22 protein-coding genes and 1 riboswitch are annotated in these 22,237 nt (G+C 40.5%); of the genes, 18 read left to right on the top strand and 4 right to left on the bottom strand.

What is annotated here, in order from left to right:
* The first annotated feature begins 68 nt into the window (after positions 1-68).
* Positions 69-1,226, top strand: a complete 1,158-nt coding sequence (locus NC799_RS08445) for a family 43 glycosylhydrolase (protein WP_272445982.1) — start codon at positions 69-71, stop codon at positions 1,224-1,226.
* A 467-nt stretch (positions 1,227-1,693) separates the two neighbouring features.
* On the opposite strand, the gene NC799_RS08440 is transcribed toward NC799_RS08445, so the two are convergent.
* Positions 1,694-1,984 carry a HesB/YadR/YfhF family protein gene (locus tag NC799_RS08440; protein ID WP_272445980.1) on the bottom strand — a complete coding sequence of 97 codons (291 nt, stop codon included), beginning with the start codon at positions 1,982-1,984 and terminating at the stop codon, positions 1,694-1,696.
* Positions 1,985-2,377: 393 nt separating this feature from the next.
* Positions 2,378-2,465, top strand: a riboswitch (cyclic di-GMP riboswitch).
* 186 nt (positions 2,466-2,651) lie between these two features.
* Between NC799_RS08440 and NC799_RS08435 the strand changes: the two genes are divergently transcribed.
* The 10 genes from NC799_RS08435 to NC799_RS08390 are packed head-to-tail and all read left to right on the top strand — an operon-like array spanning position 2,652 to position 9,886.
* Positions 2,652-2,996: a DUF192 domain-containing protein gene (locus tag NC799_RS08435; RefSeq protein WP_272445978.1), complete on the top strand. Its 345-nt coding sequence runs from the start codon at positions 2,652-2,654 to the stop codon at positions 2,994-2,996.
* Positions 2,997-3,015: 19 nt separating this feature from the next.
* Positions 3,016-3,195, top strand: a complete 180-nt coding sequence (locus NC799_RS08430) for a Flp family type IVb pilin (protein WP_272445977.1) — start codon at positions 3,016-3,018, stop codon at positions 3,193-3,195.
* 30 nt (positions 3,196-3,225) lie between these two features.
* Positions 3,226-3,741, top strand: coding sequence for an A24 family peptidase (locus NC799_RS08425; protein ID WP_272445976.1), 516 nt, complete (start codon positions 3,226-3,228; stop codon positions 3,739-3,741).
* Positions 3,735-4,118, top strand: a complete 384-nt coding sequence (locus NC799_RS08420; RefSeq protein ID WP_272445975.1) for a TadE/TadG family type IV pilus assembly protein — start codon at positions 3,735-3,737, stop codon at positions 4,116-4,118. Before NC799_RS08425 ends, NC799_RS08420 begins: the two co-directional genes overlap by 7 nt.
* A 9-nt stretch (positions 4,119-4,127) precedes the next feature.
* Positions 4,128-5,057 carry a pilus assembly protein TadG-related protein gene (locus tag NC799_RS08415; RefSeq protein WP_272445974.1) on the top strand — a complete coding sequence of 310 codons (930 nt, stop codon included), beginning with the start codon at positions 4,128-4,130 and terminating at the stop codon, positions 5,055-5,057.
* A gap of 9 nt (positions 5,058-5,066) precedes the next feature.
* Positions 5,067-5,723, top strand: a complete 657-nt coding sequence (gene cpaB / locus NC799_RS08410; RefSeq protein ID WP_272445973.1) for a Flp pilus assembly protein CpaB — start codon at positions 5,067-5,069, stop codon at positions 5,721-5,723.
* 27 nt (positions 5,724-5,750) lie between these two features.
* Positions 5,751-6,587: an AAA family ATPase gene (locus tag NC799_RS08405; protein ID WP_272445972.1), complete on the top strand. Its 837-nt coding sequence runs from the start codon at positions 5,751-5,753 to the stop codon at positions 6,585-6,587.
* Entirely contained in the window at positions 6,584-8,008 is a 1,425-nt protein-coding gene (locus tag NC799_RS08400) for a CpaF family protein (RefSeq protein WP_272445971.1), read from the top strand. Before NC799_RS08405 ends, NC799_RS08400 begins: the two co-directional genes overlap by 4 nt.
* On the top strand, positions 8,005-8,973 hold the full coding sequence (locus NC799_RS08395; protein WP_272445970.1) for a type II secretion system F family protein: 969 nt from the start codon (positions 8,005-8,007) through the stop codon (positions 8,971-8,973). Before NC799_RS08400 ends, NC799_RS08395 begins: the two co-directional genes overlap by 4 nt.
* Before the next feature lie 4 nt (positions 8,974-8,977).
* A complete protein-coding gene (locus NC799_RS08390) occupies positions 8,978-9,886 on the top strand; it encodes a type II secretion system F family protein (RefSeq protein ID WP_272445969.1) in 909 nt (302 codons plus the stop codon).
* A 96-nt stretch (positions 9,887-9,982) separates the two neighbouring features.
* Here the strand turns inward: NC799_RS08390 and NC799_RS08385 are convergent, their stop codons facing one another.
* The gene (locus NC799_RS08385; protein WP_272445968.1) at positions 9,983-12,085 is read right to left on the bottom strand and encodes a metallophosphoesterase family protein; all 2,103 of its coding nucleotides are present in this window, start codon (positions 12,083-12,085) and stop codon (positions 9,983-9,985) included.
* A 123-nt stretch (positions 12,086-12,208) separates the two neighbouring features.
* Positions 12,209-12,379 carry a Fur-regulated basic protein FbpA gene (locus tag NC799_RS08380; protein WP_272445967.1) on the bottom strand — a complete coding sequence of 57 codons (171 nt, stop codon included), beginning with the start codon at positions 12,377-12,379 and terminating at the stop codon, positions 12,209-12,211.
* Positions 12,380-12,675: 296 nt separating this feature from the next.
* Here NC799_RS08380 and NC799_RS08375 point away from each other — a divergent pair, with 296 nt between their 5' ends.
* The 7 genes from NC799_RS08375 (at position 12,676) to NC799_RS08345 (ending at position 21,763) form a co-directional block, all read left to right on the top strand.
* Positions 12,676-12,999, top strand: coding sequence for a MerR family transcriptional regulator (locus NC799_RS08375; protein WP_272445966.1), 324 nt, complete (start codon positions 12,676-12,678; stop codon positions 12,997-12,999).
* A gap of 275 nt (positions 13,000-13,274) precedes the next feature.
* Entirely contained in the window at positions 13,275-14,945 is a 1,671-nt protein-coding gene (locus NC799_RS08370; RefSeq protein ID WP_272445965.1) for a PucR family transcriptional regulator, read from the top strand.
* 443 nt (positions 14,946-15,388) lie between these two features.
* Positions 15,389-16,597: a M24 family metallopeptidase gene (locus tag NC799_RS08365; RefSeq protein WP_272445963.1), complete on the top strand. Its 1,209-nt coding sequence runs from the start codon at positions 15,389-15,391 to the stop codon at positions 16,595-16,597.
* A 63-nt stretch (positions 16,598-16,660) separates the two neighbouring features.
* Entirely contained in the window at positions 16,661-17,842 is a 1,182-nt protein-coding gene (locus tag NC799_RS08360) for a cystathionine gamma-synthase family protein (protein WP_272445962.1), read from the top strand.
* Between the two features lie 188 nt (positions 17,843-18,030).
* Entirely contained in the window at positions 18,031-19,230 is a 1,200-nt protein-coding gene (locus NC799_RS08355) for a M20 metallopeptidase family protein (RefSeq protein ID WP_272445961.1), read from the top strand.
* 18 nt (positions 19,231-19,248) lie between these two features.
* On the top strand, positions 19,249-20,301 hold the full coding sequence (locus NC799_RS08350) for a homoserine dehydrogenase (RefSeq protein WP_272445960.1): 1,053 nt from the start codon (positions 19,249-19,251) through the stop codon (positions 20,299-20,301).
* A gap of 13 nt (positions 20,302-20,314) precedes the next feature.
* Positions 20,315-21,763, top strand: a complete 1,449-nt coding sequence (locus tag NC799_RS08345) for an aldehyde dehydrogenase family protein (RefSeq protein WP_272445959.1) — start codon at positions 20,315-20,317, stop codon at positions 21,761-21,763.
* 228 nt (positions 21,764-21,991) lie between these two features.
* Here the strand turns inward: NC799_RS08345 and NC799_RS08340 are convergent, their stop codons facing one another.
* Positions 21,992-22,213: a hypothetical protein gene (locus tag NC799_RS08340; protein WP_272445958.1), complete on the bottom strand. Its 222-nt coding sequence runs from the start codon at positions 22,211-22,213 to the stop codon at positions 21,992-21,994.
* Between the last annotated feature and the right edge of the window lie 24 nt (positions 22,214-22,237).

Raw genomic sequence — 22,237 nt, 5'->3', positions numbered from 1 at the left:
TTGTAAGTACAATTTTCTGGTATAATCAAATCATAAAAAATTGATTTTGCGGAGAGGAAGAGGCTTGGATGAAAGTACAAGATATTAAACAAGTAGAAGTAACGACATCGGTTGGACAACAACCAGAGCTTCCTAAAAAAGTGGAGGCAATCCTTGATAATGGGGTTGTAGCAACATTTAACGTAGCATGGGATGATCTTGATCAGTCAAAGCTTGCTACTAGTGGAACAATTACTGTTGAAGGTGAATTACAACATAAGACATACCCAAAGCCATTAATTGAACAAAGGGCAGATCCTTATTTATATAAACATTCTGATGGCTATTATTATTTCACTGGATCTTATCCACTTTATGACCGAATTGTTCTCCGCCGGTCAACAACAATTGAAGGATTAATCGATGCACCAGAGACGGTTGTGTGGGAAAAGCATGGGAGCGGGATAATGTCAGAGCATATATGGGCACCAGAACTTCATTTTATTGATGGGAAATGGTATATCTATTTTGCTGCAGGTGATAAGGATGATGTATGGGCAATTCGTCCATATGTGTTAGAGGCAGATGGAGAAAATCCACTACAGGCAAAGTGGGAAGAAAAGGGGCAAATAAATACTGAATTCCAAAGCTTTTCTTTAGATGCAACAACGTTTGAGCATAAAGGGAAGCGTTATCTTGTTTGGGCGCAGAAGGTAGAGAATGACACGATCTCAAACATGTATATAGCAGAAATGGAAAATCCGTGGACAATTAAGGAGCAGGTTTTTCTATCAACGCCTGAATACGAATGGGAGCAAGCGGGGTTTTATGTAAATGAAGGGCCAGCCTTCCTGCACCGCAATGGCAAGGTGTTTATTGCTTACTCTGGTGCAGCAACCGATGACCGTTATGCAATGGGATTGTTATTTGCTGATGAAAATAGCGATTTATTAAGTCCAGAATCATGGACGAAAAATCCAGAGCCTGTGTTTGTATCAAGTGAAGAGACAAGTGAATATGGTCCGGGTCACAACAGTTTTTCTGTTGATGAAGACGGTAATGATTTACTTGTCTATCATGCACGTCCATATAAAGAAGTTGAAGGTAATCCGTTATATGACCATAACCGTCATGCCCGTGTTCAGCGTTTATTCTGGAATAATGATGGCACACCATACTTCGGCATACCTGGCCAAACAATAGACGTAACTAGCAAAAAAGCAAGCGCAATAATTAGCTTGAAATAAGCAAATGAATTGGATAGAAATTCAGAAACAGATATCATAACAAAAAAAGACCGGATCATTTGGATTCGGTCTTTTTTTGCTAGATAAGAAAGATAGAAAAAACCAGGATCAGTCTAGCCCGCCTGAGGTCATAAGTCGTCAATCCCTTCTGTGGCAAAGCCCGCCACGTCAGGTCTTGTCTTATGCCTGCCTTAGTCTAACCAGGCGCTTCCGCTTTTCTTCTTGTCTAGCTCCGGGCGCCTAGCCCCCTCGAGGTCTTAAGCGGAAAATCTTTGTGGCAAAGAACGCCACATAGATTTTCTGCTTAAGCTTGTCGGGGGTAACCAAGGCGCTTCCGCTTTTCTTCTTGTCTAGCTCCGGGCGCCTAGCCCCCTCGAGGTCTTAAGCAGAAAATCTTTGTGGCAAAGAGCGCCACATAGATTTTCTGCTTAAGCTTGTCGGGGGTAACCAAGGCGCTCCCGCTTTTCTTAGTTTCCTACGATATATTCTATTTCGTCATATTTACGACTATATTTGATATGAAAATCTTTATCATCAAAGTACCAAATATCTGAATTTTCGACATAAAAGGTAATGCCTAGTGCTTCTGTGTGGATGGCGGGATCATTTGGTTTATCGTTAGAAATAGCTAAGGAGAAACCTTTGTGAATGCCGCCATGGCCACCATACCTGACAAGAAAGCGAACATAATCTCCCTCGTTTAATGATAATTCATCGACGAACCATTTTGCTGCAGGTTGTGTTATTGTCATTTTCATGTAGATCAGCTCCCTTCTTTAGTAACTATATCAGAAATAACCGTACTAGGACTAAATGATTTGTTTCAATTTGGAAACATTTGCGCCTTTTGGATTAGATGCTTGATACGTTTTTATTACAATATGCGTAGAAGTAATCGGTTTAACTGTGTATTCGAAAAACATTTAATTTTATGTCTAGTCTAATGTTGCTGTTTTATTTCAAGTTAATGGAAATGAAATGTAATTAATCCAGCCATTTACTAGGAAAATAGTCGCGAAATAGCAAGGTTTTATCTAAAATTTCACAATACTCCTCCAGACTCGTCAAAATTTTTAGTAGAATCGATGGATGTTCGGTTCCTTTGAACTAGCTTATGATTGTTCCAAGAGATCAGTCGGATATCATCTGATTCTCGATAAAGGCAAACCTGGTGAAAGCCAGTGACGCAAAGCTATAGGGGCTTCAGTGTAATTCGCACTATGCTAGCCAGTTACCGAAAGATCAGGGACATGTTTTTCTATAAAAAAGACTTCAGACGTAGACTATACATAATACTGATTTTTTATAGAATAAGCATAAAGTAACCCCGCTTTCGGTGAAGGCGGGGTATTTATTATGGGATAAAAAGATCCAAGAGCTGTCTAGCTCCGGGCGCCCTGCGCTTTTCTTATGGAGGAGGTGTGCTTGCTGGAATTAGTCAACCTGAGTAACGGAAAAATTATTGCAAGTGATGTAAGAGTAGCGGACTCATTTTTTCAACGATTAAAAGGACTTATGTTTACGAAAACGTTCGATTCAGGCTCTGGCTTACACATTATACCCTGCCGGTCCGTACACACGTTTTTTATGAACTATGCCATCGACATTTTATACGTGAATGAACGGTTAGAAGTCGTCGCAATCGATGAAGCAATTAAGCCAAATAAGGTTGGCAAAGCCTATCAAGCAGTTCATTCTGTTATTGAACTTCCTGCTGGGGTAACGAAACAAACGGAAACAACTGTTGGAAACACCATTACATTTAATTAAAAAGGGAGCGATTTTTATTATGGTAAACAAATTAAAAGCTTTATTTATCGAAGAAGAAGGACAAGGTATGACAGAATATGCGTTAGTGTTAGGGGTTATTGCCGTAGGAGTTGTCGCTATTCTGCTTACGCTTGGTGACACAATAATTGCTAAGTTCCAATCAGTAGTTGATAAATTACAAAACCCAAGTGGTGTTTAATATCTGACAGGAGAAAGGAGGGGCAGGCAAATGATTCTAAACACACTATTGTTTATCATTCTATCTATCTGTGTGATTACAGATCTCAAATCTAGAAAAATATACAATAAAGTGATTTTCCCATCATTTATCCTTGCCCTTCTTTTTCATATAATTATAGATGGACTTTCCGGACTTACTAGTAGTTTGTTAGGCTTTGTCGTAGGGTTTGCCCTTCTTTTAATTCCATATTTGATGGGCGGTATGGGTGCTGGAGATGTAAAACTATTAGCGCTAATTGGTGCAATCAAAGGGGTGTCGTTTGTCCTAGTTACTGCTATCTATATGGCACTGATTGGTGGGGTGATTGGTCTTGTTTTAATTACCTTTCGAAAAGGTGCATGCAACCGAATCAAATATATGATCTACTCCTTATGCGGCATCAAATATGGAATGAAAATGACAGTTAGTGAAGAAAGCTTAAAAGGAACATATCCCTATGGTGTAGCTATTGCTTTTGCAGCATTATTCTCGTTTTATATGAACGGAGCTAGCCCATTATGGTAAAAGAAGAAAAAGGGCAAGCGGTGGTAGAATTAGCGTTAGTTTTACCTATCTTGTTAGTTCTTCTTGTTGGGATCTTCGACATCGGGCGAATCATTTATTCCTATGCATCCCTACATTTTACCGCACAAGAAACGGCCCGGATTAGTAGTTTCGGTAAGAGTGATGCGGAAATAATCGAATTTGCAAAAAATCAATTTACCGCTGGAGACACAACACAACTGGATGTGTCTCTTTCACTACCTGAGGGGGAGCGCGATTCTGGTGACTATGTAACGATTACCTTGACCTATCCTATCATACCAGTCATCCCTGTTGTTCGTAACGTTCTGCCAGAGCAAATCTTGTTAAGCGTTAATTCTACGATTCGAATTGAATGAGGGAGACAGATGTACCAAAAAATAAAGGAACTTTTAAAAAAAGAAAATGGGAATGTGTTAGTGTTAGTTTCTATTTCATTCATGAGTTTACTTACAATGGCTGGTTTCATTATTGACGGAGGTAAATTATATATGACGAAAGCGCATTTGCAAAAGGTTGCAAATGCTGCTGCATTATCTGGGGCACAGGAGTTAACAAGTGGCGATAAAACGTTGATCGACTCCATAGTCTACGATATCCTAGACTATCAAAATGAACGGCAATCATTAACGAACGATTATCAAGTCGTTGCCGATGATCAAGTTGTATTAAATAATCGTGTCGAGGTCGGGTTGACGAAACCGGTACCACTTGAATTTTCACGGGTTTTTGGCTTGGATGCGGTTGATGTTTCGGCACGGGCGGTTGCACGATTAGGTGTCATGGGACGTGCGCGTGGTGCAGCGCCACTAGGAATTGATCAATCGGTGCCACTAGAATATGGCGTTTCTTATCAACTTAAGGTAGATAGTTCCGATGTTAATACAGGGAATTTTGGTGTACTGGCCTTAGAGGATCCGGGTGCTAGAACGTATGAAGAAAACTTGCGCAGTGGATTTCAAAATGAATTACAAGTAGGTGACGTCGTTGACACCCAAACAGGTAATATTGCGGGTAAAACAAGAAGTGTTATTGATGAGCTAGTAGATAGCTGCAGCGATGTTAATGCCCGGGATTGTGACCGGATTTTGCTCGTACCAGTTTATAAACCATACAATCAAGACGTCAATCAGTTAATGCAAGTGGAGATTACTGGCTTTGCATACTTTTATATTTTAGAGCGGATGAGTGCTACAGATACAGCAATAACAGGCATGTTTATCAAACGAACTGGTACGGGCTATGAAGATGCGGCGGGAGTAGACCGCGGCGCGTACAGTGTTCGGTTAACAGAGTAGGTGATCACAGTGAGGTCTAAAGTTGTTTTTTTATTATCGTTAGTGATGGCGACAATCACTACCTTTTTATTGATTAACTATATGCAGCAAACTGATGTAAAAGGTCAAACGGGGCCTGTCATGGCAGATGTCATCGTTGCCAAGGATGTCATTTCAGAAAATCAACGAATCACCCGAGAGATGGTTGAAGTGAAAAAGATGGTAAAAGAAGATATTCATCCGAAAACAGTCACATCACTAGAAGAGATTGATGGCAAATTTGCTACTACCAAGATTGACCAGGGAGAAGTGATCTTAGCTCATCGTCTTAAAGCGGAAGAGGAAGAGGCTCAAGTCGTTTCTCGGAAGATAAAAGAGGGATACCGTGCCGTTTCCATTGGTGTTAATATCGTTCAATCAGTCACTAACTTGATTGAGCCAGAAGACACGGTCGACGTCCTTTTTACAGAAACGCTAAAGGATGAATCAATCAAAACGAAACAAATACTCACAAACGTAAGAGTACTTGCAGTAGGTAGGAAAATTACTACACCACAACCGGACGATACCTATGTAGAATATAGCTCGGTCACATTGGAGCTTATCCCAGATGATGCTAGGAAATTAGTCGAAGCGTCTGAAAAGGGAACGATACACTTAACACTAAACTCGAGTCTTATTCCGTAAGAATGAGTGAAAGAAAGGAGATCCAACATGGCAACTAATCAAGAACAACGGGTGAAAGGAAAGGTTATCTCCGTCTGTAGTGCTAAAGGCGGAATTGGTAAAACATTACTATCTGTTAATCTTGCTGTTGCCCTTAACAAAAATAAATTGGATGTTGTGGTCGTTGATGGAGACTTCCAATTTGGTGATGTTGCACTTGCAATGGATGTGAAGCCTACTTTCACGCTTAAGAATGTCATGGAGGAAATCAATCAAATTGATCAACACGCTATTTCTGACTACTTAACTGCTCATCGTACAGGGGTAAAGATTCTTGCTGGGCCAGAGCGTCCGGAATATGCCGATTTAGTTACAAGTGAAGCTTTAATAAAGACAATCAATCTATTGAAAAATGGACAAGACTACATCATCATTGACCACGGTATAGGGATACAAGAGCAGTCGATTGAATTGCTAGAAGAAGCTGATGAAATCTTGTTAATTACTAATCTTGAAATGACTGCATTGAAAAATACAAAACTGATGATGGAAACACTCAGGCAATTAGGGATCAAAGATAAAGTACGCCTTGTCGTGAACCGATTTACGATGGAAAGCCTGATTGCGGCTAATGATGTCCCGGAGATGCTTGGGGAAGAGGATGCATTTTTCATTCCAAACAATTTTAAAATTGCCGCGCAATCGTTGAATTTAGGGATTCCGTTTGTTATTAGCCAATCAAAATGTGATTTATCTAAAGCTATGTTCAAAATGGCTGAGGGAATTATTGGTAAACAGAAGCAACAAACGGTTAGCTCAAACGGGAAAACCTCCATTCTAACTGGCCTTCTATCGCCACGAAGAAAAGGGGTGAGAGGGTCATGAGTTTACTTAGTAGAATTAAAAGTAAAACCGACCAATCAATGACAGAGCAGGTTCAAGCAGTCATTGGTCCTCCTTCAAAAGATAATCATGAACAAAAAGAACAGGTAGCAACTAGTAAACAAGAAACAGTAACTAAGTCTGTGGTACCGAAAAAAAGAAATGATAAGCAGCTAGCGTTTAAAGAGCTCCTCCATAAAAACATATTACAAGAGATTAAAGAGGGGCAAGATGTCGAGGAACTCATTCCAGACATCGACCAAATGGCGATGGAGTTAATGAAAGAAGATGACTCGTTTCGTTCTGTGGACCGGAAAAAAGTTGTCGAAGAAATGATTAATGATTTGACGGGCTTCGGTCCTATTAATCCGTTGTTACTTGATGAGGATGTAACAGAGGTGATGGTGAACGGACCGACCCATGTTTACTGTGAACGCAAAGGGAAAATTATTTTAACCGATGTCACATTCCGTGATAATGAGCATGTGATGGCTGTTATTGAAAAGATTGTTGCCCCGATTGGCAGAAGGATTGACGAAAGTAGTCCGATGGTTGACGCGCGCTTACCAGATGGATCGCGGGTGAATGCAATTATTCCACCTTTAGCGTTAAATGGGCCGACGATAACGATACGTAAATTCGCCAAGGATCCATTTGGAATTAGTGATTTAGTATCGTTTGGTACTTTGACTGACAAAATGGCAATTTTCTTAGATGCCTGTGTTAAAGCAAGACTGAATATTTTTGTTAGTGGTGGAACTGGCTCTGGTAAAACAACGACATTAAACGTACTATCTAATTTTATTCCAAATGATGAACGGATTGTCACAATTGAGGATGCAGCCGAGCTACAGCTAGGCCAAGAGCACGTTGTCTCACTGGAATCAAGGCCACCTAACATAGAAGGCAAGGGTGCGATAACGATTCGCGATTTAGTCCGAAATTCATTGCGGATGCGACCTGACCGTGTGGTAATTGGTGAGGTCCGTGGAGCGGAAGCGCTAGATATGTTACAAGCAATGAACACGGGTCATGATGGCTCGCTTGCAACTGGTCACTCGAATAGTCCAAGAGACATGATTGCAAGACTTGAAACGATGGTTCTGCTTGCTGGGGTAGAGCTTCCGGTAAAAGCAATACGAGAACAAATATCAGGAGCCATCGACTTAATTATTCAACAATCTCGGCTCAAAGATGGTTCGCGGAAAATTGTTAGTATAACCGAGGTTCAAGGGCTAGAAGGCGATGTTATTGTATTACAGGATATTTTTACTTTTGAACAAAATGGTCTTGATGAGCAAGGTAAAGTGATTGGGTCATTAGTCCCAACTGGTGTTCGACCGAAATTTTATGAACAACTGCAAAGCTCAGGGATTGAGCTTCCTGGCAATGTATTTTTTAGAGACGGAGAGTGGGGACAATGAAAGGATTAATCATCATCTTGTTTCTTCTGTCCGTCTTCCTTTTCTTTTATGCGCTGTTTACCATGCTTTTGTTAAAAAGGACGTCGTCAATTGATCGACGCGTGGATAGGTATCTAAAGGATGTGGATGATGTACTTCATGTGGGAAAGCAAAAGAAAAAATCGAAGTTGCAATTTAGTCTAGCAAAAAAGCAAATCCGCCAAAAGATATTAACGAAAGATAAAAACACAAAACTAGAATTAATGTTAAGTAGGGCAGGGCTTCCGTTAAAACCAGAAGAGTATGTTATGTTCCAGTGGATTACAACGTTGCTTTTTGCTGGTGTCATTTTTTTAGTTACAGATAATTTATTGATGGCGCTCATTGGTTCCCTAATTGGTTTCTACCTTCCAAAATTGTTTCTAGTCAAGAAGCAAAAGGACCAACTAAACGCGTTTAATGATGCCCTTCCAGAAATGATTTCTGCACTGATTGGTGGTCTTCGTGCCGGGTTTAGTTTTCAACAGGGGCTAAAGTCTGTTGCGGAAGAGGCCGCTTCGCCGATGAAGGAAGAGATTGAAAATGTATTACGGGAAATGCAATATGGTGCAAGTGTAGAGGATGCGCTGAACAGGTGGAAAGAACGGATGCCGAGTGACGATTTAGACTTAATGATTCAGGCCATTATTATTCAGCGTCAATTGGGTGGTAATTTAGCAACGATTTTAGATAAAATTGTCGAGACTATCAGAGACCGGATTAAAATCCAAGGACAAATCAGTACACTCACGGCACAAGGTCGGTTGTCTGGTGCTGTTGTAGGTTTGTTGCCCGTCGTTTTAGGGTTGTTGTTATTTGTAATTGAACCAGAGTACATTGGTGGATTGTTCAAAAATCCGGTTGGTATTGTAATGGTAGTGGTTGCATCCATTTCTAGTGGACTTGGGTTTCTATTTATTCATAAGATCACGAAGATTGAGGTGTAAAGCGATGATTGTTTTGTTATATAGTTTAACATTACTTTTATTTTGCTTCGGGTTGTTTGTTGGTGCGGTAGAAAAGCGCAAAAGAATTCAAAATAGGGTTATGTCTGTTCTCCAAGCAGAGGGAAATCTTAGCAATGAATTAGAACCGGAAAAGCAACCCTTTTCAAAGCGGGTCATCCAACCGTTATCGAAAAGGATTCGAAAAAATTACCAACAGCACCTGTCAAGTGAACAAAAAGCAGCTATCGAGTTGAAATTACTGCAAGCAGGTAATCCGCTCGGGATGACTCCGGTCGAATTCCGAATGGTCCAGCTACTGCTTTTTATTGTATTACCGCTCGGGATGTTTGGTTTAGGATTTATCGGCCAATTTCCAATTGGGTTAACAATCATTTTTGTCATTTTTAGTATGATCCTTGCGCGTTTTTTACCGCTTTTTTATTTAAATGGGAAGATTAAAGAGCGCAATAGGAAGGTATTAAAGGAGTTGCCTGATTTTTTAGACCTTGTTACTGTTAGTATCGAGGCGGGGCTGGGGTTTGACGGGGCATTGAGTAAGGTAGTCGCTAAAAAAGATGGCGTCCTTTCTAAGGAGTTTCAGCGTTGTTTGGAGGAAATGCGCTTAGGGAAAACGAGAAGAGCAGCACTTACAGGTGTGAAGGATCGCTTAGTACTAGATGATATTAGGTCCTTGATTGGGAGTATTATTCAGGCGGAGCAACTCGGTATCGGGATGGTTCAGGTAATGCGCGTCCAGTCCAATGAAATAAGGCAACGAAGAAAGCAGCGCGCAGAGGAAGCTGCGATGAAGGCGCCAATCAAAATGTTGTTTCCGTTAATTATGTTTATTTTCCCTTGTATTTTTATTGTTCTGTTAGGGCCAGCGGTAATAAGGTTTTTAGACTTCTTTTAAGAGGGGGCGTAATCACCAGGAGTTCTTAAGCAGAAAATCCCTACACAAGCACGTTCAATAGTAAATAAAAAGAAAGAAGTGAGCCGCTGATTTGGCTCACTTCTTTTTATTAAATAATGAAAGCTTTGGGTAGTAGGTTACGTGGTGATGCACACCATAGTAGGTTAGTAGCGCATTTTGGACAGATTGATCACCAAGATGAAGTTGCCCAACATTGTTATCTGTTTTAACCATTGCCCCGTTGTTCATGATCTGGTAATTAATTTCCTCTCGCCAATAAAATTTTTCTGGACAACGATTAGTTGAATCAGTAACCTTTAACTTCCAGTTCGAATCACAATAACGGTGAATAGTTTGTTTTCGTTTGGCAGCGTTTAGTTTTGTGATTTTCTTCATCAGTGTACCCCAAATGCCGTGAAAGCTTTCGTTGTGCAAAGGACTACTAGTAAATTGATAAATCTTTATTTGCTCACCAGCTTGATTTGTGATGTCAGATGTGACCGAGGATGCATAATGAACATCACCAGATAAGATATAACAAACGCTTGGGTCTATGTCGAACAAGAAATTGTGAAAGGCATGAACCCCTTTACTGTTGTACTTCCAAGCCTCAAAGTCGAGCATTGTTTGAACAGAAAGACCAACAATTCTCAGTGGATAGATGTAGTTGTGTAAGAACGTTTCAATTAATTCAATGCCGTATAATGGTGTCGCTGAAATAATTGTCAGGGGCGAATGCTTTTTCCAACCACTTTTTATCAGTGCCTGCTTTGCTTTTTTAAAGCCGTGGGCATTAATTAGTTGCGGTGGACGAATATTTTCCTCGATGATTGCTCCTACTTTTGTTGGCTTTGGTTCAGGGTCATAGGCGCGCATCGTCCGTGTATCTAAAAATAGGGCTATTGGGCTTGTTGGAGCAACAAATTGCCAATCATTAAATTCCCAAAGCATCTCTATCCAGCGCTCATAGCTTTTGTTAGTCACAGATAAGCTAGTTAAATGAGTGGTTATTGTCTGTTTAAATGAAGAATCAAACATCTCGGGTTCGTTCCCTAACCCTTGAAATGCCCAATAGGCAGCTAAGCCGTTTGCAATCACATGCCTACCTAATGGTGAATTTCTTACGTCTTTTTTCCAATCAATTGTTAAGTTCCAATCATCAGTAATGTCATGGTCATCAAAAATCATATAGGTTGGCGTATTTGCGAGTAAGCGCCGAACGCGGAAAAGATTTTGTTTAAACGTATAAACGTTTTTTAGTTGTTCTTGATAGATAGCCTCTTGCTTATTTTTTTCTTTTTCATACTCTTTTTCTTGTTCTTCGGTGAAGTAAAAATAAAAATTATCGCTTTTTATTACCTCATGAAACGGACGAAAGACACCGTGTTTTTCAGCTAAGTCCCAAAGCTCGGGTCCGAAAGTTAGTAAATACATCGCAGCATACTCGCCGAATTCAATCAAATGGTTGCTTGCATTGGTTGAAGTGAATTTGGCAAAGCTTTTCATCATAAATTGTCTACCATTGATCTGTTTCCTGGCCGTTCGAAATGGTTCTTTCATCAAGCGGCTATCTAAGTGGTGAAGGGGTTCTTTTTTCCCCATTAAGGCTCGACCAAGTTTATATATAAAAAGACTTAGTGGGTGGGCAACATCGTCTGCATAAATTTGGTCGCCAACTAAAAATAGGGAGCTTGGTCGTTTTTGTAAATTACTATATTTTTCCTCAAGCGCTGCATCAGCACCAGCTAATGCATCATAGCCACTGCTATGTGGTTTTCGGCATGAGCCGTAAAGTAGCTCGGTTTCCTCCTGGTCGTTAATAAAAAAGGTTGGATATTCTAAGCCAGGGTAAACAATAGCGTGTGGATTGGATGTGGATAATAGGTCAAAGCTTGCTAAATCACTTTTTTTCTTTTGGCCAATGAAAAAGATATTATATGCAAGTAATTGATTTACAGGAAATTTATCGTCAACCGGGTAAATTGTTAATAAGTGGATGTAGAGGTTTGCTCCAAGTTTGACCGACTCCACCGATGTCTTTGTTTTGAAGCTAGTGTACTGAAAGGTGTCTTCGTCTTCCTCGACAATAAGAATCTCTGCCTCTAGTTTAAAAGTCTTGCTAGTTGCTAGCCAAAGATTTATTTGGGAAGGTTCCACTCTCCGAACAAGTGGGCCGGATAAAATCTCTGGTAGTTTCATAGCTGTATCACCTCATAAAAGGAATCGATACAGCTTATTCGATTTTATAAGGATGTGTGATAAGTTTCTGGTTTTCGAGGTGAAATTCCCGTCATCAAATAGAAGTGGGCGTGATAGAGATAGTTATAGGACCGGCTTTTCTTTTACTTCTTGAATTTTTCTGCATTCAGCCATTAGTTCCGAAACTGATTTTGTATATAGCTGGTTATCAGTAGATTGATAAACACCAGCTTTTATCAGTTGGTTGATAAACACTCTTTTTTGTTGCTCGACTGCCTTTCTGAGGTAAGACATCGTATCACTCCTTTTAACCAGTAGTATAGTAGGTGTGAAAGGTGATTTCACCTTTTTTGTAAGGTTTGTTAACGTATATTTTCAAAAGATAAGAAAATATAAAAAATCCGAGAGCTGTCTAGGGTTAAGGAACACTACCAAAGAACCCACATCGCCGAAACAAGTGGTTTTCTTGTTTCGGGTCAATTTATGTTGTTAGATAATCTGACATACTCCTATAATTAACTGATTTTTCCATGTATAATATAGCAAAATAGTGAGCTTAGAGGATGCATAAGAATGGGGAGGATCATCGTATGGCTAGTAACCCTTCGTATAAAGAAAGAAAGGTTATAACGATAGGTGTGGTAAGTGAACTAACGGGTTTAACGGAAAGACAAATCAGATATTATGAAGAGCGAAAACTCATTTTTCCGGAACGTTCGGCAAAAGGAAATCGAAAATATTCATTTATGGATGTTGAGCAGCTTATCGAAATAGCAAATAAACGAGAAGAAGGCGTTCAAACATACGAAATAAGACAAGAGATGTTGAAAGATAAACGAAAAGACGAGAAGAAGCATCGACGAGAACTGTTACGTGGTGAGATTAATGCGCGCTTTGGTATTCAAAAAGAATAGTATAATTACCTCATACTTCGCATAGCTATCATTAAGGAAATCATGATATTTATTATACCTTTATTAGGTGACTGACTGGTTATCATGTATAGGTAATTTTCTTAAATGGAACAAGTCAACTTGTTCAGAGTTGTTGGTGGATGATTTAAAGGTTTGGCTGTCATTTGCTAATCTGAAAGTAAAGTGACACCAGTTGCTTTATCGGCAGAACAGAACAATGTGTACCCGAGCGGCGATGTGGTTTGTGACTAGTTTTAAGCGAAGAGGTGAGGTCTTTGGGGTTAAATGCTTTTGATATTGTCAACCTGTCCATCTTGAAAACTGCCAAAATTAAAGCAGGGGAATATTTATTACAAAACACGTCGGTTGAATGGATATCTGTGATCGAATTACCTGTTGAAAATTTTGTTCGTAAAAATGAATTTGTTTTAACAACTGGAATGGGTTGTGAAAATGATCATGAGCAATTAGAAGCCTACGTGCGGGATATTGTTCAATCAGGAGCTTCCATACTCGGTATAGCAACTGGTCGTTATGTGTTCGGTATACCTGAACAGGTGCTTAAGATTGCAGAGGAAAATCACTTGATTATTATGGATATCCCTTGGGAAGTAAGGTTTGCTGACATTCTTCAAACAGTCATGGAAAAAATTACTCAAGACCGACAACAAGAGCGACAACACGCAGATGAAGCAAGAAGAAGATTGATTAATTGTGTGTTACAAGACAAGGGATTAAAGGAAATTGCACGTGTGCTATATCACACAATCCAAATTCCATTAGCGATTATCGATGAATCTGGTGTCACTCGTGCTAATCAACGAATAAAATCGGAAGACTTGCAAGTGTATCCTACGCAAAAAAAAACGATAAAGCAGCAATCTACTAGTCATCCTTCATTTAGTGAGCATCCAATCTATTATCATATGGAAGCGTACCATCTCAATAAACAAACCTTCTATCAGCTAAACATCTTCAACAATCATAAAGTTCAAGGATACCTTGTCTGTCAACCAGCTAATCAGGACCAATTAACGTGGTTTGTGATGAATGTATTGGAGCATGCACTAACAGCCTGTGCGCTGTATTTCGTAAAAGAAAACGCAATTGAATTAACGGAAGTAAAGTTAAAAGACAATTTTGTGCTGACTTTAGCAAAACAAGAGCTTCCGGTCAATGATCAGTCATTATCAAAAGCTAAATTACTTGGTTATGACCTCGAGCATGATTATGTGTGTATTGTAGGCGATGTCACTTCTGATCAAGCGAGCGCGATGGATAAGGAGGATAAACCGAGCAATTCATCCTTACAAAGTGACAATTACTACATTCAAAAAGAAATTATGTATGCCGGAAAACTTTTAGAACGTCTAACGATGACTACCTTTGATAATGGGCAAGTGATTATCTACGTCGAAGCAGATCATCATCCGTATATGGAAACAGCTAACCAGTTTCTCGACACAATCAGTAGACGGCTAAGTGAATTACTAGACGGAACAACTTTGTCATGGGGAATAAGTACACCAAAAAGTGACGACAATCGTTTTTTTGAAGGGTACCAGGAAGCAAAAACTGCCTTGGAAATCGGGGTCCAACAGAATGGGCGTGGCGAACGCACCTTTTTTAGTAACACTAAGGTTAATCGTTTGTTAATGGCGTTGTCTAAGGAGCCTGAAATTGACCAGATTGTCAACGATACATTAGACCCTCTGATCGAGTATGATCGAAAAAGACAAACCGATCTAATTTATACCTTTTTAATTTATAACAAATTTAAAGGGAATGTCAGCCAAGCCGCTCGTGCGCTTAATCTGCACCGCCAGTCGTTGTTACACCGATTAAGGAATATTGAATCATTAACCAAGCTATCATTAGTTGATTCAGATGATTGGTTTTTGCTCGAGCTTAGCGTCCGGCTTTGGCAATTAAAAAATATCCATTAAAGGACAGCTGCATGTTAGTCGTGGTCGACCTAGACTACGACGTAACTGTGTATGTCACTTTTTGTCCACTGCTTTCTGATGGGACTTGGGAGCCTTTAGTCCTAATCGCGCTTCAATTCGGGACAAGCTTTCTGTCCAAGATAACTTCTTTTCTATTCTCCTATGTTTAATAACCCCCTAGTACGTGGTAAAGCCCTGTAAGAACATAAATATTTTGATGAATCTGTCCTCTTGTTACATATTTGCGATTAAACGGTAGTAAACAAGTGTTTTATCTACATGTTACGCCTAAATAACGGAATTTAATTAAAAATGCGAAAAAAGTGTATAAAGCGATTACACAAAAGTTCATACACTTTTGATATTACACATAGATACAAAATTTAATAGGATAGAAGTAACAAGCGATCAAAAAATGTTAAAGGTGGAAAGGGGGAAGGCAGATGCTTTCCTTTGATATGATCGAATATCAAAATCGTCTTAGTAAGACGAAGCAACGAATGGCTGAAAGTGGTATTGATGTCTTACTCGTAACGGACCCTGCAAACATGAACTATTTATCGGGATACGATGCCTGGTCATTTTACGTTCACCAAATGTTAATCATCATTATTGACGAAGACCAACCAATTTGGATGGGGCGGTATCAAGATGCCAGTGGTGCGAAGAAAACGACATGGCTCTATGAAGAAAACATCATTCCTTATCCGGATTATTATGTCCAGTCATCGGTGTATCACCCTATGGACTTTATTGGGGAAATCTTAAAACAAATCGGTCAAGGTAATAGATATATCGGTGTCGAGATGGATAACTATTATTTTACTGCAAAAGCATTTGAACGATTAAAGCAAAGTTTACCAAATGCGACATTTAAAGATGCAGACCTGCTTGTCAATTATGTTCGACTCGTAAAATCAGACCAAGAGATTGACTATATGAAGCGAGCGGCCAAGATTGCAGAACAAGCGATGTATAAAGGAACAGAAACAATTCACGCTGGTGTGAGAGAATGTGATGCTGCTGCAGCGATTTATTATCAACTGGTAACAGGTACCGCGGATTATGGAGGTGATTATCCGGCAATCGTTCCACTGTTACCTTCTGGTGAAAATTCGTCTGCACCACATTTAACGTGGTCAGAAAGAAAGTTTAAGGAAGGTGAAGCGGTTATTGTAGAATTGGCGGGCTGTTATAAACGGTACCACGTTCCTTTAGCGCGGACAGTATCGATTGGAAAACCTTCAAGAAAATTGCAAGAGATCACGCCAATTGTTGTCGAGGGACTTAATGAAGTGTTAGATACGGCAAGGCCAGGTATCACTTGTAATGATCTAGAAGCGGCCTTTCGCAATAGTTTGAAAAAGCATGGGATTCAAAAAGAAGCACGTTTAGGTTATTCCGTTGGATTAAACTACCCACCGGATTGGGGTGAGCATACCGCAAGCATTCGGATGGGAGACCAAACCGTCCTACAACCTAACATGACGTTTCATTTAATCCCGGCGTTATGGTTTGATAACTATGGTATCGAAATAAGCGAATCGTTCCGCATAACAGAAAATGGCTGCGAGGCGTTTACTAATTTTCCGAGAGATTTAATTATTAAAGATCCCTTTCAACGTAACCAACATGGGGGAATAATTAGCTAGATCTCCCCTATTATAGAAGCTTATGTAAAACTAATTTCCGATAAAACTGAAGGAGGAATTAGGATGAGAGAACCGAAGATGAGTACACGCGCCATTTGGGCAGGCGAGAAAGATTCACTAGCGTTTGGTGCTACACAGGTACCTGTTGTTCACAGTGTATCATTTGGGTATGATGATATGGATGAGTGGTATGATGTCGCTATTGGTAAAAGGTCAGGACATATTTATGGTCGGAATACGAACCCTACTGTTCAAGCGTTTGAAGAAAAAATAAGAATACTAGAAGGTGCAGAAGCAGCAACTAGCTTTTCAACAGGAATGGCTGCCATTAGTAACACACTTGGTACTTTTCTTTTTCCAGGCGATAGAGTTGTATCCATTAAAGACACATACGGCGGGACGAATAAAATATTTACTGAATTTTTACCGAAGCAAAATATCGATGTAGAGCTTTGTGATACAGGTGACCATGAAGCAATTGAAAAGGAAGTTGCCAAAGGGTGTAAAGTGCTTTATTTAGAAAGCCCAACGAATCCGACTGTTAAAATTACGGACATCGAACGAATGGCGAAAGCGGGTAAAAAAGCAGGTGCCATTGTAATTGTGGATAACACCTTTGCAACTCCAATTAATCAAAATCCATTACAATTAGGTGCAGACCTGGTTATCCACAGTGCAACAAAGTTTCTAGGTGGCCATGCAGATGCGCTTGGCGGTTCAGTGTGTGGTAGTAAAGAGCTTGTCGATAAAATTTATCACTATCGTGAAATTAACGGGGCAACACTTGATCCGATGGCAGCATATTTATTATTGCGCGGGATGAAGACGTTAAAGCTTAGAATTGATAAGCAGTCAGAGAATGCGATGGAAATTGCTAAATTCCTGCAAAAGCAGGATGTTGTCGAATCTGTTTTCTATCCAGGGTTAGAGGACCATCCCGGTCATGACATTGCGAAAAAACAAATGAAGAATTTTGGCGGCATGCTCAGTTTTGCAGTAAAAGGTGGGGTAGACACCCTGCGTCATCTATTGCCAAAGCTACAATATGCAAATAAAGCAGCTAACTTAGGGTCTGTCGAAACCGTTGTAGGTCCATCACGAACAACAAGTCACGTTGAATGTACACCAGAAGAACGAGCGGCGATGGGAATTCCAGAAGGCTTAATCCGCTACAGCGCCGGAATCGAAGACATCGAAGACTTAATCGCCGACCTAGACCAAGCATTTAAATCATTGGAAGGATAGAAAAGCAGATGGGCTAGGCGCAGAAGCTAGACAAAGAAAAGCGGAGGCGACTGTCAAGCCCCGAAAAGCTTAAGTGAAGCATCTATGTGGTGTACTTTGCCACAAAGATGCTTCACTTAAGACCTCGAGGGGTTAGGCGCAGAAGCTAGACAAAGAAAAGCAGATGCGATTAGAGGGGAGGGAGAAAGGTGCAAACAGGAAATTGGGAAATCACGAAACGGGCGGAATTTATTAAGGCCCAATTAATTGATTGGCGCCGTCACCTCCACCGTTTTCCTGAGCTTAGCTTTGAAGAAAGGAAAACGAGTGAATTTATTATCAATGTGTTAGAGCAAGAAGAAGTTTTTGCTATACAGACAGGTGTAGCGGGTTATGGGATTGTTGCAACTCTTTCAGGTGGTGAGGGGCCAGTCATTGGCGTTCGTGCCGATATGGATGCACTACCAATCCAAGAACAAACAGGTGTTGAATATCAATCAGAACATCCTGGTGTCATGCATGCTTGTGGACATGACGCCCATATTACGATGGTGCTTGGTGTCGCAAAGCTATTAGCTGAAGATTATCGACAAGGCAAGGTTAATGGTACGGTTAAGTTGATTTTTCAGCCTGCCGAAGAGGCTGCTGACGAACACGGGCTCACTGGCGCACCCTATTTACTGCGCTCTGGAGCAATTAATGATTTAGATGCAGCCATCGCTTTGCATGTATGTCCATGGCGTAATACAGGAGAATTACAAATTAATAAAGGCCCTAGCATGGCAAATATTGATAATTTCGAGCTGGAAATTATCGGTACTGGGGGACACGGTGGCTACCCGCATCAAGGTACAGACCCAATTTGGATTACGTCATACGTATTACAAGGTTTGTACAGTGTAATTAGTAGAAAAATCAATCCGCTTGACGTTGGTACGATTAGTGTTGGTGAAATTCATGCCGGCCATACGGCTAACGTGATTCCAAAAAGCGTAACAATCAAAGGTACGATGCGCTCTTATACTGACGTAATGAGACGTCGCTTAATCGAAGAGCTCGAATCAATCGCTAAAGTTACTGAATCGATGGGAGGAAAATACCAGCTATCGATTGAACACGGAGAGCCTGCACTAGATAATGACGAGGAGGTTATTGATATTTTTCGCGAAATTGCCACGTCCATTTATCCGAATATGCCGATTTATGAGGAGCCATATGGAATGGGCGGAGAGGATTTTGGCCATATAACGAAACAAGTCAAAGGGGCGATGTTTTTCCTTGGATGTGCATCAAACGGCGATACATCAGGTAGCTTGCACACATCAACCTTTCAAATTAATGAGGATGCATTGCCAATTGGGGTGTCTCTCTTAACAGCAAGCACGCACCGGTTGCTTAAGCAAGGTTAAAACTCTTGGAGGTGAACGTTGCTGATGAAAATAGCATTTATCGGTTTTGGTGGAGTAGGTCAGGCACTGGCAAAATTATTTGCAGAACAAAGAAATAAACTAAAGGATGACTATGGGTTAGACCCGATTGTTGTCGCAGTATCAGATGTTATGAAAGGTGCTGTCTACCACCCAGAAGGATTAGACATTAATGAATTGTTAAACGTCGTTAAGGAAACAGGAAGTGTCGAAAATTATCCAGACCAAGCGGGATTAATGAAAGGGTGGGATAGTTTAACGACGATTAAACAATCGAATGCAGACATGATCGTCGAAGTGACTTTTACCGATGTGAAAACAGGTCAACCAGCAATTGACCATATTCGAACAGCATTTGAACACGGGAAAAGTGTTGTAACGACGAATAAGGGACCTGTAGCCCTTTCCTACCGTGAACTTGCTAGTCTAGCAGAAAGAAATAATGTGTTTTGGGGCTTTGAAGGAACTGTGATGAGTGGGACTCCTGCTTTAAGAATGCCGGTAACATCTCTTGCCGGAAATGATATTACAGAAATTAAGGGGATTTTAAATGGAACAACCAATTATATCCTAACTGAAATGGAAAAAGGGAAGTCATATGAGGAGGCCCTGCAAAAAGCTCAAGAGTTAGGCTATGCAGAAGCAGACCCAACCAGTGACGTGGAAGGCTATGATGCTAGATATAAAACAGCCATTCTAGCAAACTATTTAATGGATACTAAAATAGCCTCAGACGACATTTATTGTGAGGGTATCACCAATATGACAGTTGAAAAAATAGAAGAAGCCAAAAGTGCCAATAAGAAGTGGAAGTTGCTCGGTCGGATTACGAAAGAAAATGGACAGGTGAAAGCGACTGTGAAGCCAGAATTACTCGATGCAGATGACCCGTTAGCAAGTATTAACGGTGCGACCAATGCCATCGTTTACGAGTGTGACTTAGCAGGACCGATTATGTTAACCGGTGCGGGAGCGGGACTAATAGAAACAGGATATTCACTACTAATCGATATTATCAACTATCAAAGACAAAGCGCCCCAACGAATAGATAAGGAGCGTGATTGGATGCAACTACAAGTAAAGAATGAAAAAATGTTACTTGCAGGTCAATGGATTGATGCAGAAAGAACATTTGATGTAGTGAATCCCGAAAACAACCAAATAATTGCAAGAGTTCCAAAAGCAACGAAAGGCGATATGTTATTTGCAATTGAAAAAGCAAATGAGGCGTATCACTCAGGAAAATCGTGGTCTACACACGAGCGGATTCGTGTTTTAAATCGAGTAGCCGATTATATCGAAAAGGATAAGGAGCGTTTTGCCGAAACGATTGCTTTAGAAGGTAGTAAAACGATTAATGAAGCCCGAGCAGAAGTGAAGCGAGCGATTCAAACGATTCAAATTAGTGCCGAGGAAGCAAGAAGGATTACTGGTGAAACAATTAATTTTGACCAAAATGAGGGAAGTGAGAATCGAGTCGGCTATAGTTACCGCTTTCCGGTTGGTGTAGTAGGTGCAATTACACCATTTAATGATCCACTTAACTTAGTTGCCCATAAAGTTGGGCCAGCGATAGCCGCTGGTAATGCTATTATTGTTAAACCAGCTTCCGTAACGCCGCTTTCCGCTCTTCTATTAGCAGAAGCATTTGTTGAATCTGGCTTACCAGCAGGCCTATTATCGGTTCTAACTGGCTCAGGACGTGAACTTGGCGAGCCATTAGTTTCCCATCCGCTTGTGCAGATGATTTCGTTTACTGGGGGCTTAAATGCCGGAAAGCGAATTGCTGATCAAGCCGGTATTAAAAAAATCAATATGGAGTTAGGCTCTAATTCCCCAGTCATTGTGTTAGATGATGCGGATTTACATGATGCGGTCAAAGCCTGTGTGTCAGGTGCATTCTCAGCTGTTGGTCAAAACTGTATTGGTGTACAGCGGGTATATATTCAAAAAGGGATTTACGAGCAATTTTTACAAGCGTTTGTCGAACGAACAGAAGAATTAAGAGTTGGGGAAAAATTAAACGAATTAACGGATGTTGGCCCATTAATTGATGTTAAGGAAGCAAAACGTATCGATGATTGGGTCAATGAAGCTGTTGACAGTGGAGCTGTTATTCAAGCAGGTGGAACTAGGGATGGCGCGTTTTATGCCCCTACAGTGCTAACAGATGTTCCGGCAACAGCTAAAATTGCCTATGAGGAAGTATTTGGCCCTGTCGTTCTCCTTTATCCAGTTGAAGATATATTTGAGGCCGTGCAAAAGTCAAATGCCGTTAACTATGGCTTGCAAGCTGGGATCTTTACTTCAAATATTAATTATGCCCATTTTGCCATCCAACACTTGCACGTAGGCGGTGTAATGGTTAATGATAGCAGTGATTATCGGATTGACGCCATGCCATTCGGTGGTGTAAAAGGCTCTGGACTTGGGAGGGAAGGTGTTCGTACAGCCATCGAGGCAATGACAGAAGAAAAAGTCGTCTGCTTCCGGTTACAGCAACGCATTTTTTGATTTTATGAAGCTGGACGTGGCTGTCGCTGGATGTCATCCACGCTTGGACTTTTTTACTTTCTTACCTTACAAAAAAGACGACTTCATTCAAATAGTTGAATGAAGTCGTCTTTTTTCTGCTTAAGCTTGTCGGGGTGGGCACCAAGGAACACTTCTAAGAATAGACATCGCAAAAACAAGTGGTTTTCTTGTTTCGAAGGCGCGACTTGCGCTTTTCTAAATCGTAGTTTAGGCTTCTTTTTTCGCATTTATGCTGATCGATCTGGTGAATCGTAATGTGTTATTTTTGCTTCGTTTGTTGGTAATGAGAAATTGGTCATATTCGTCGAGTAACTCGTTTAATGTTTTATTACCTAGTTCGTCCTTAGTATTTGAAGTGGCTTGGTCTTGAATCAATTGGTTAATTAACCATTCCTTTTGACGCTCAACCGCTTGTCGTAAGTAGGCCATTAAATACCCCTCCTTTTTTAATTG

Source organism: Aquibacillus salsiterrae (assembly GCF_028416595.1).
GTDB lineage: Bacteria > Bacillota > Bacilli > Bacillales > Amphibacillaceae > Aquibacillus_A > Aquibacillus_A salsiterrae.
The sequence above is the reverse complement of the archived record's forward strand: the minus strand, read 5'-3'. Positions and strand labels throughout refer to the sequence as shown.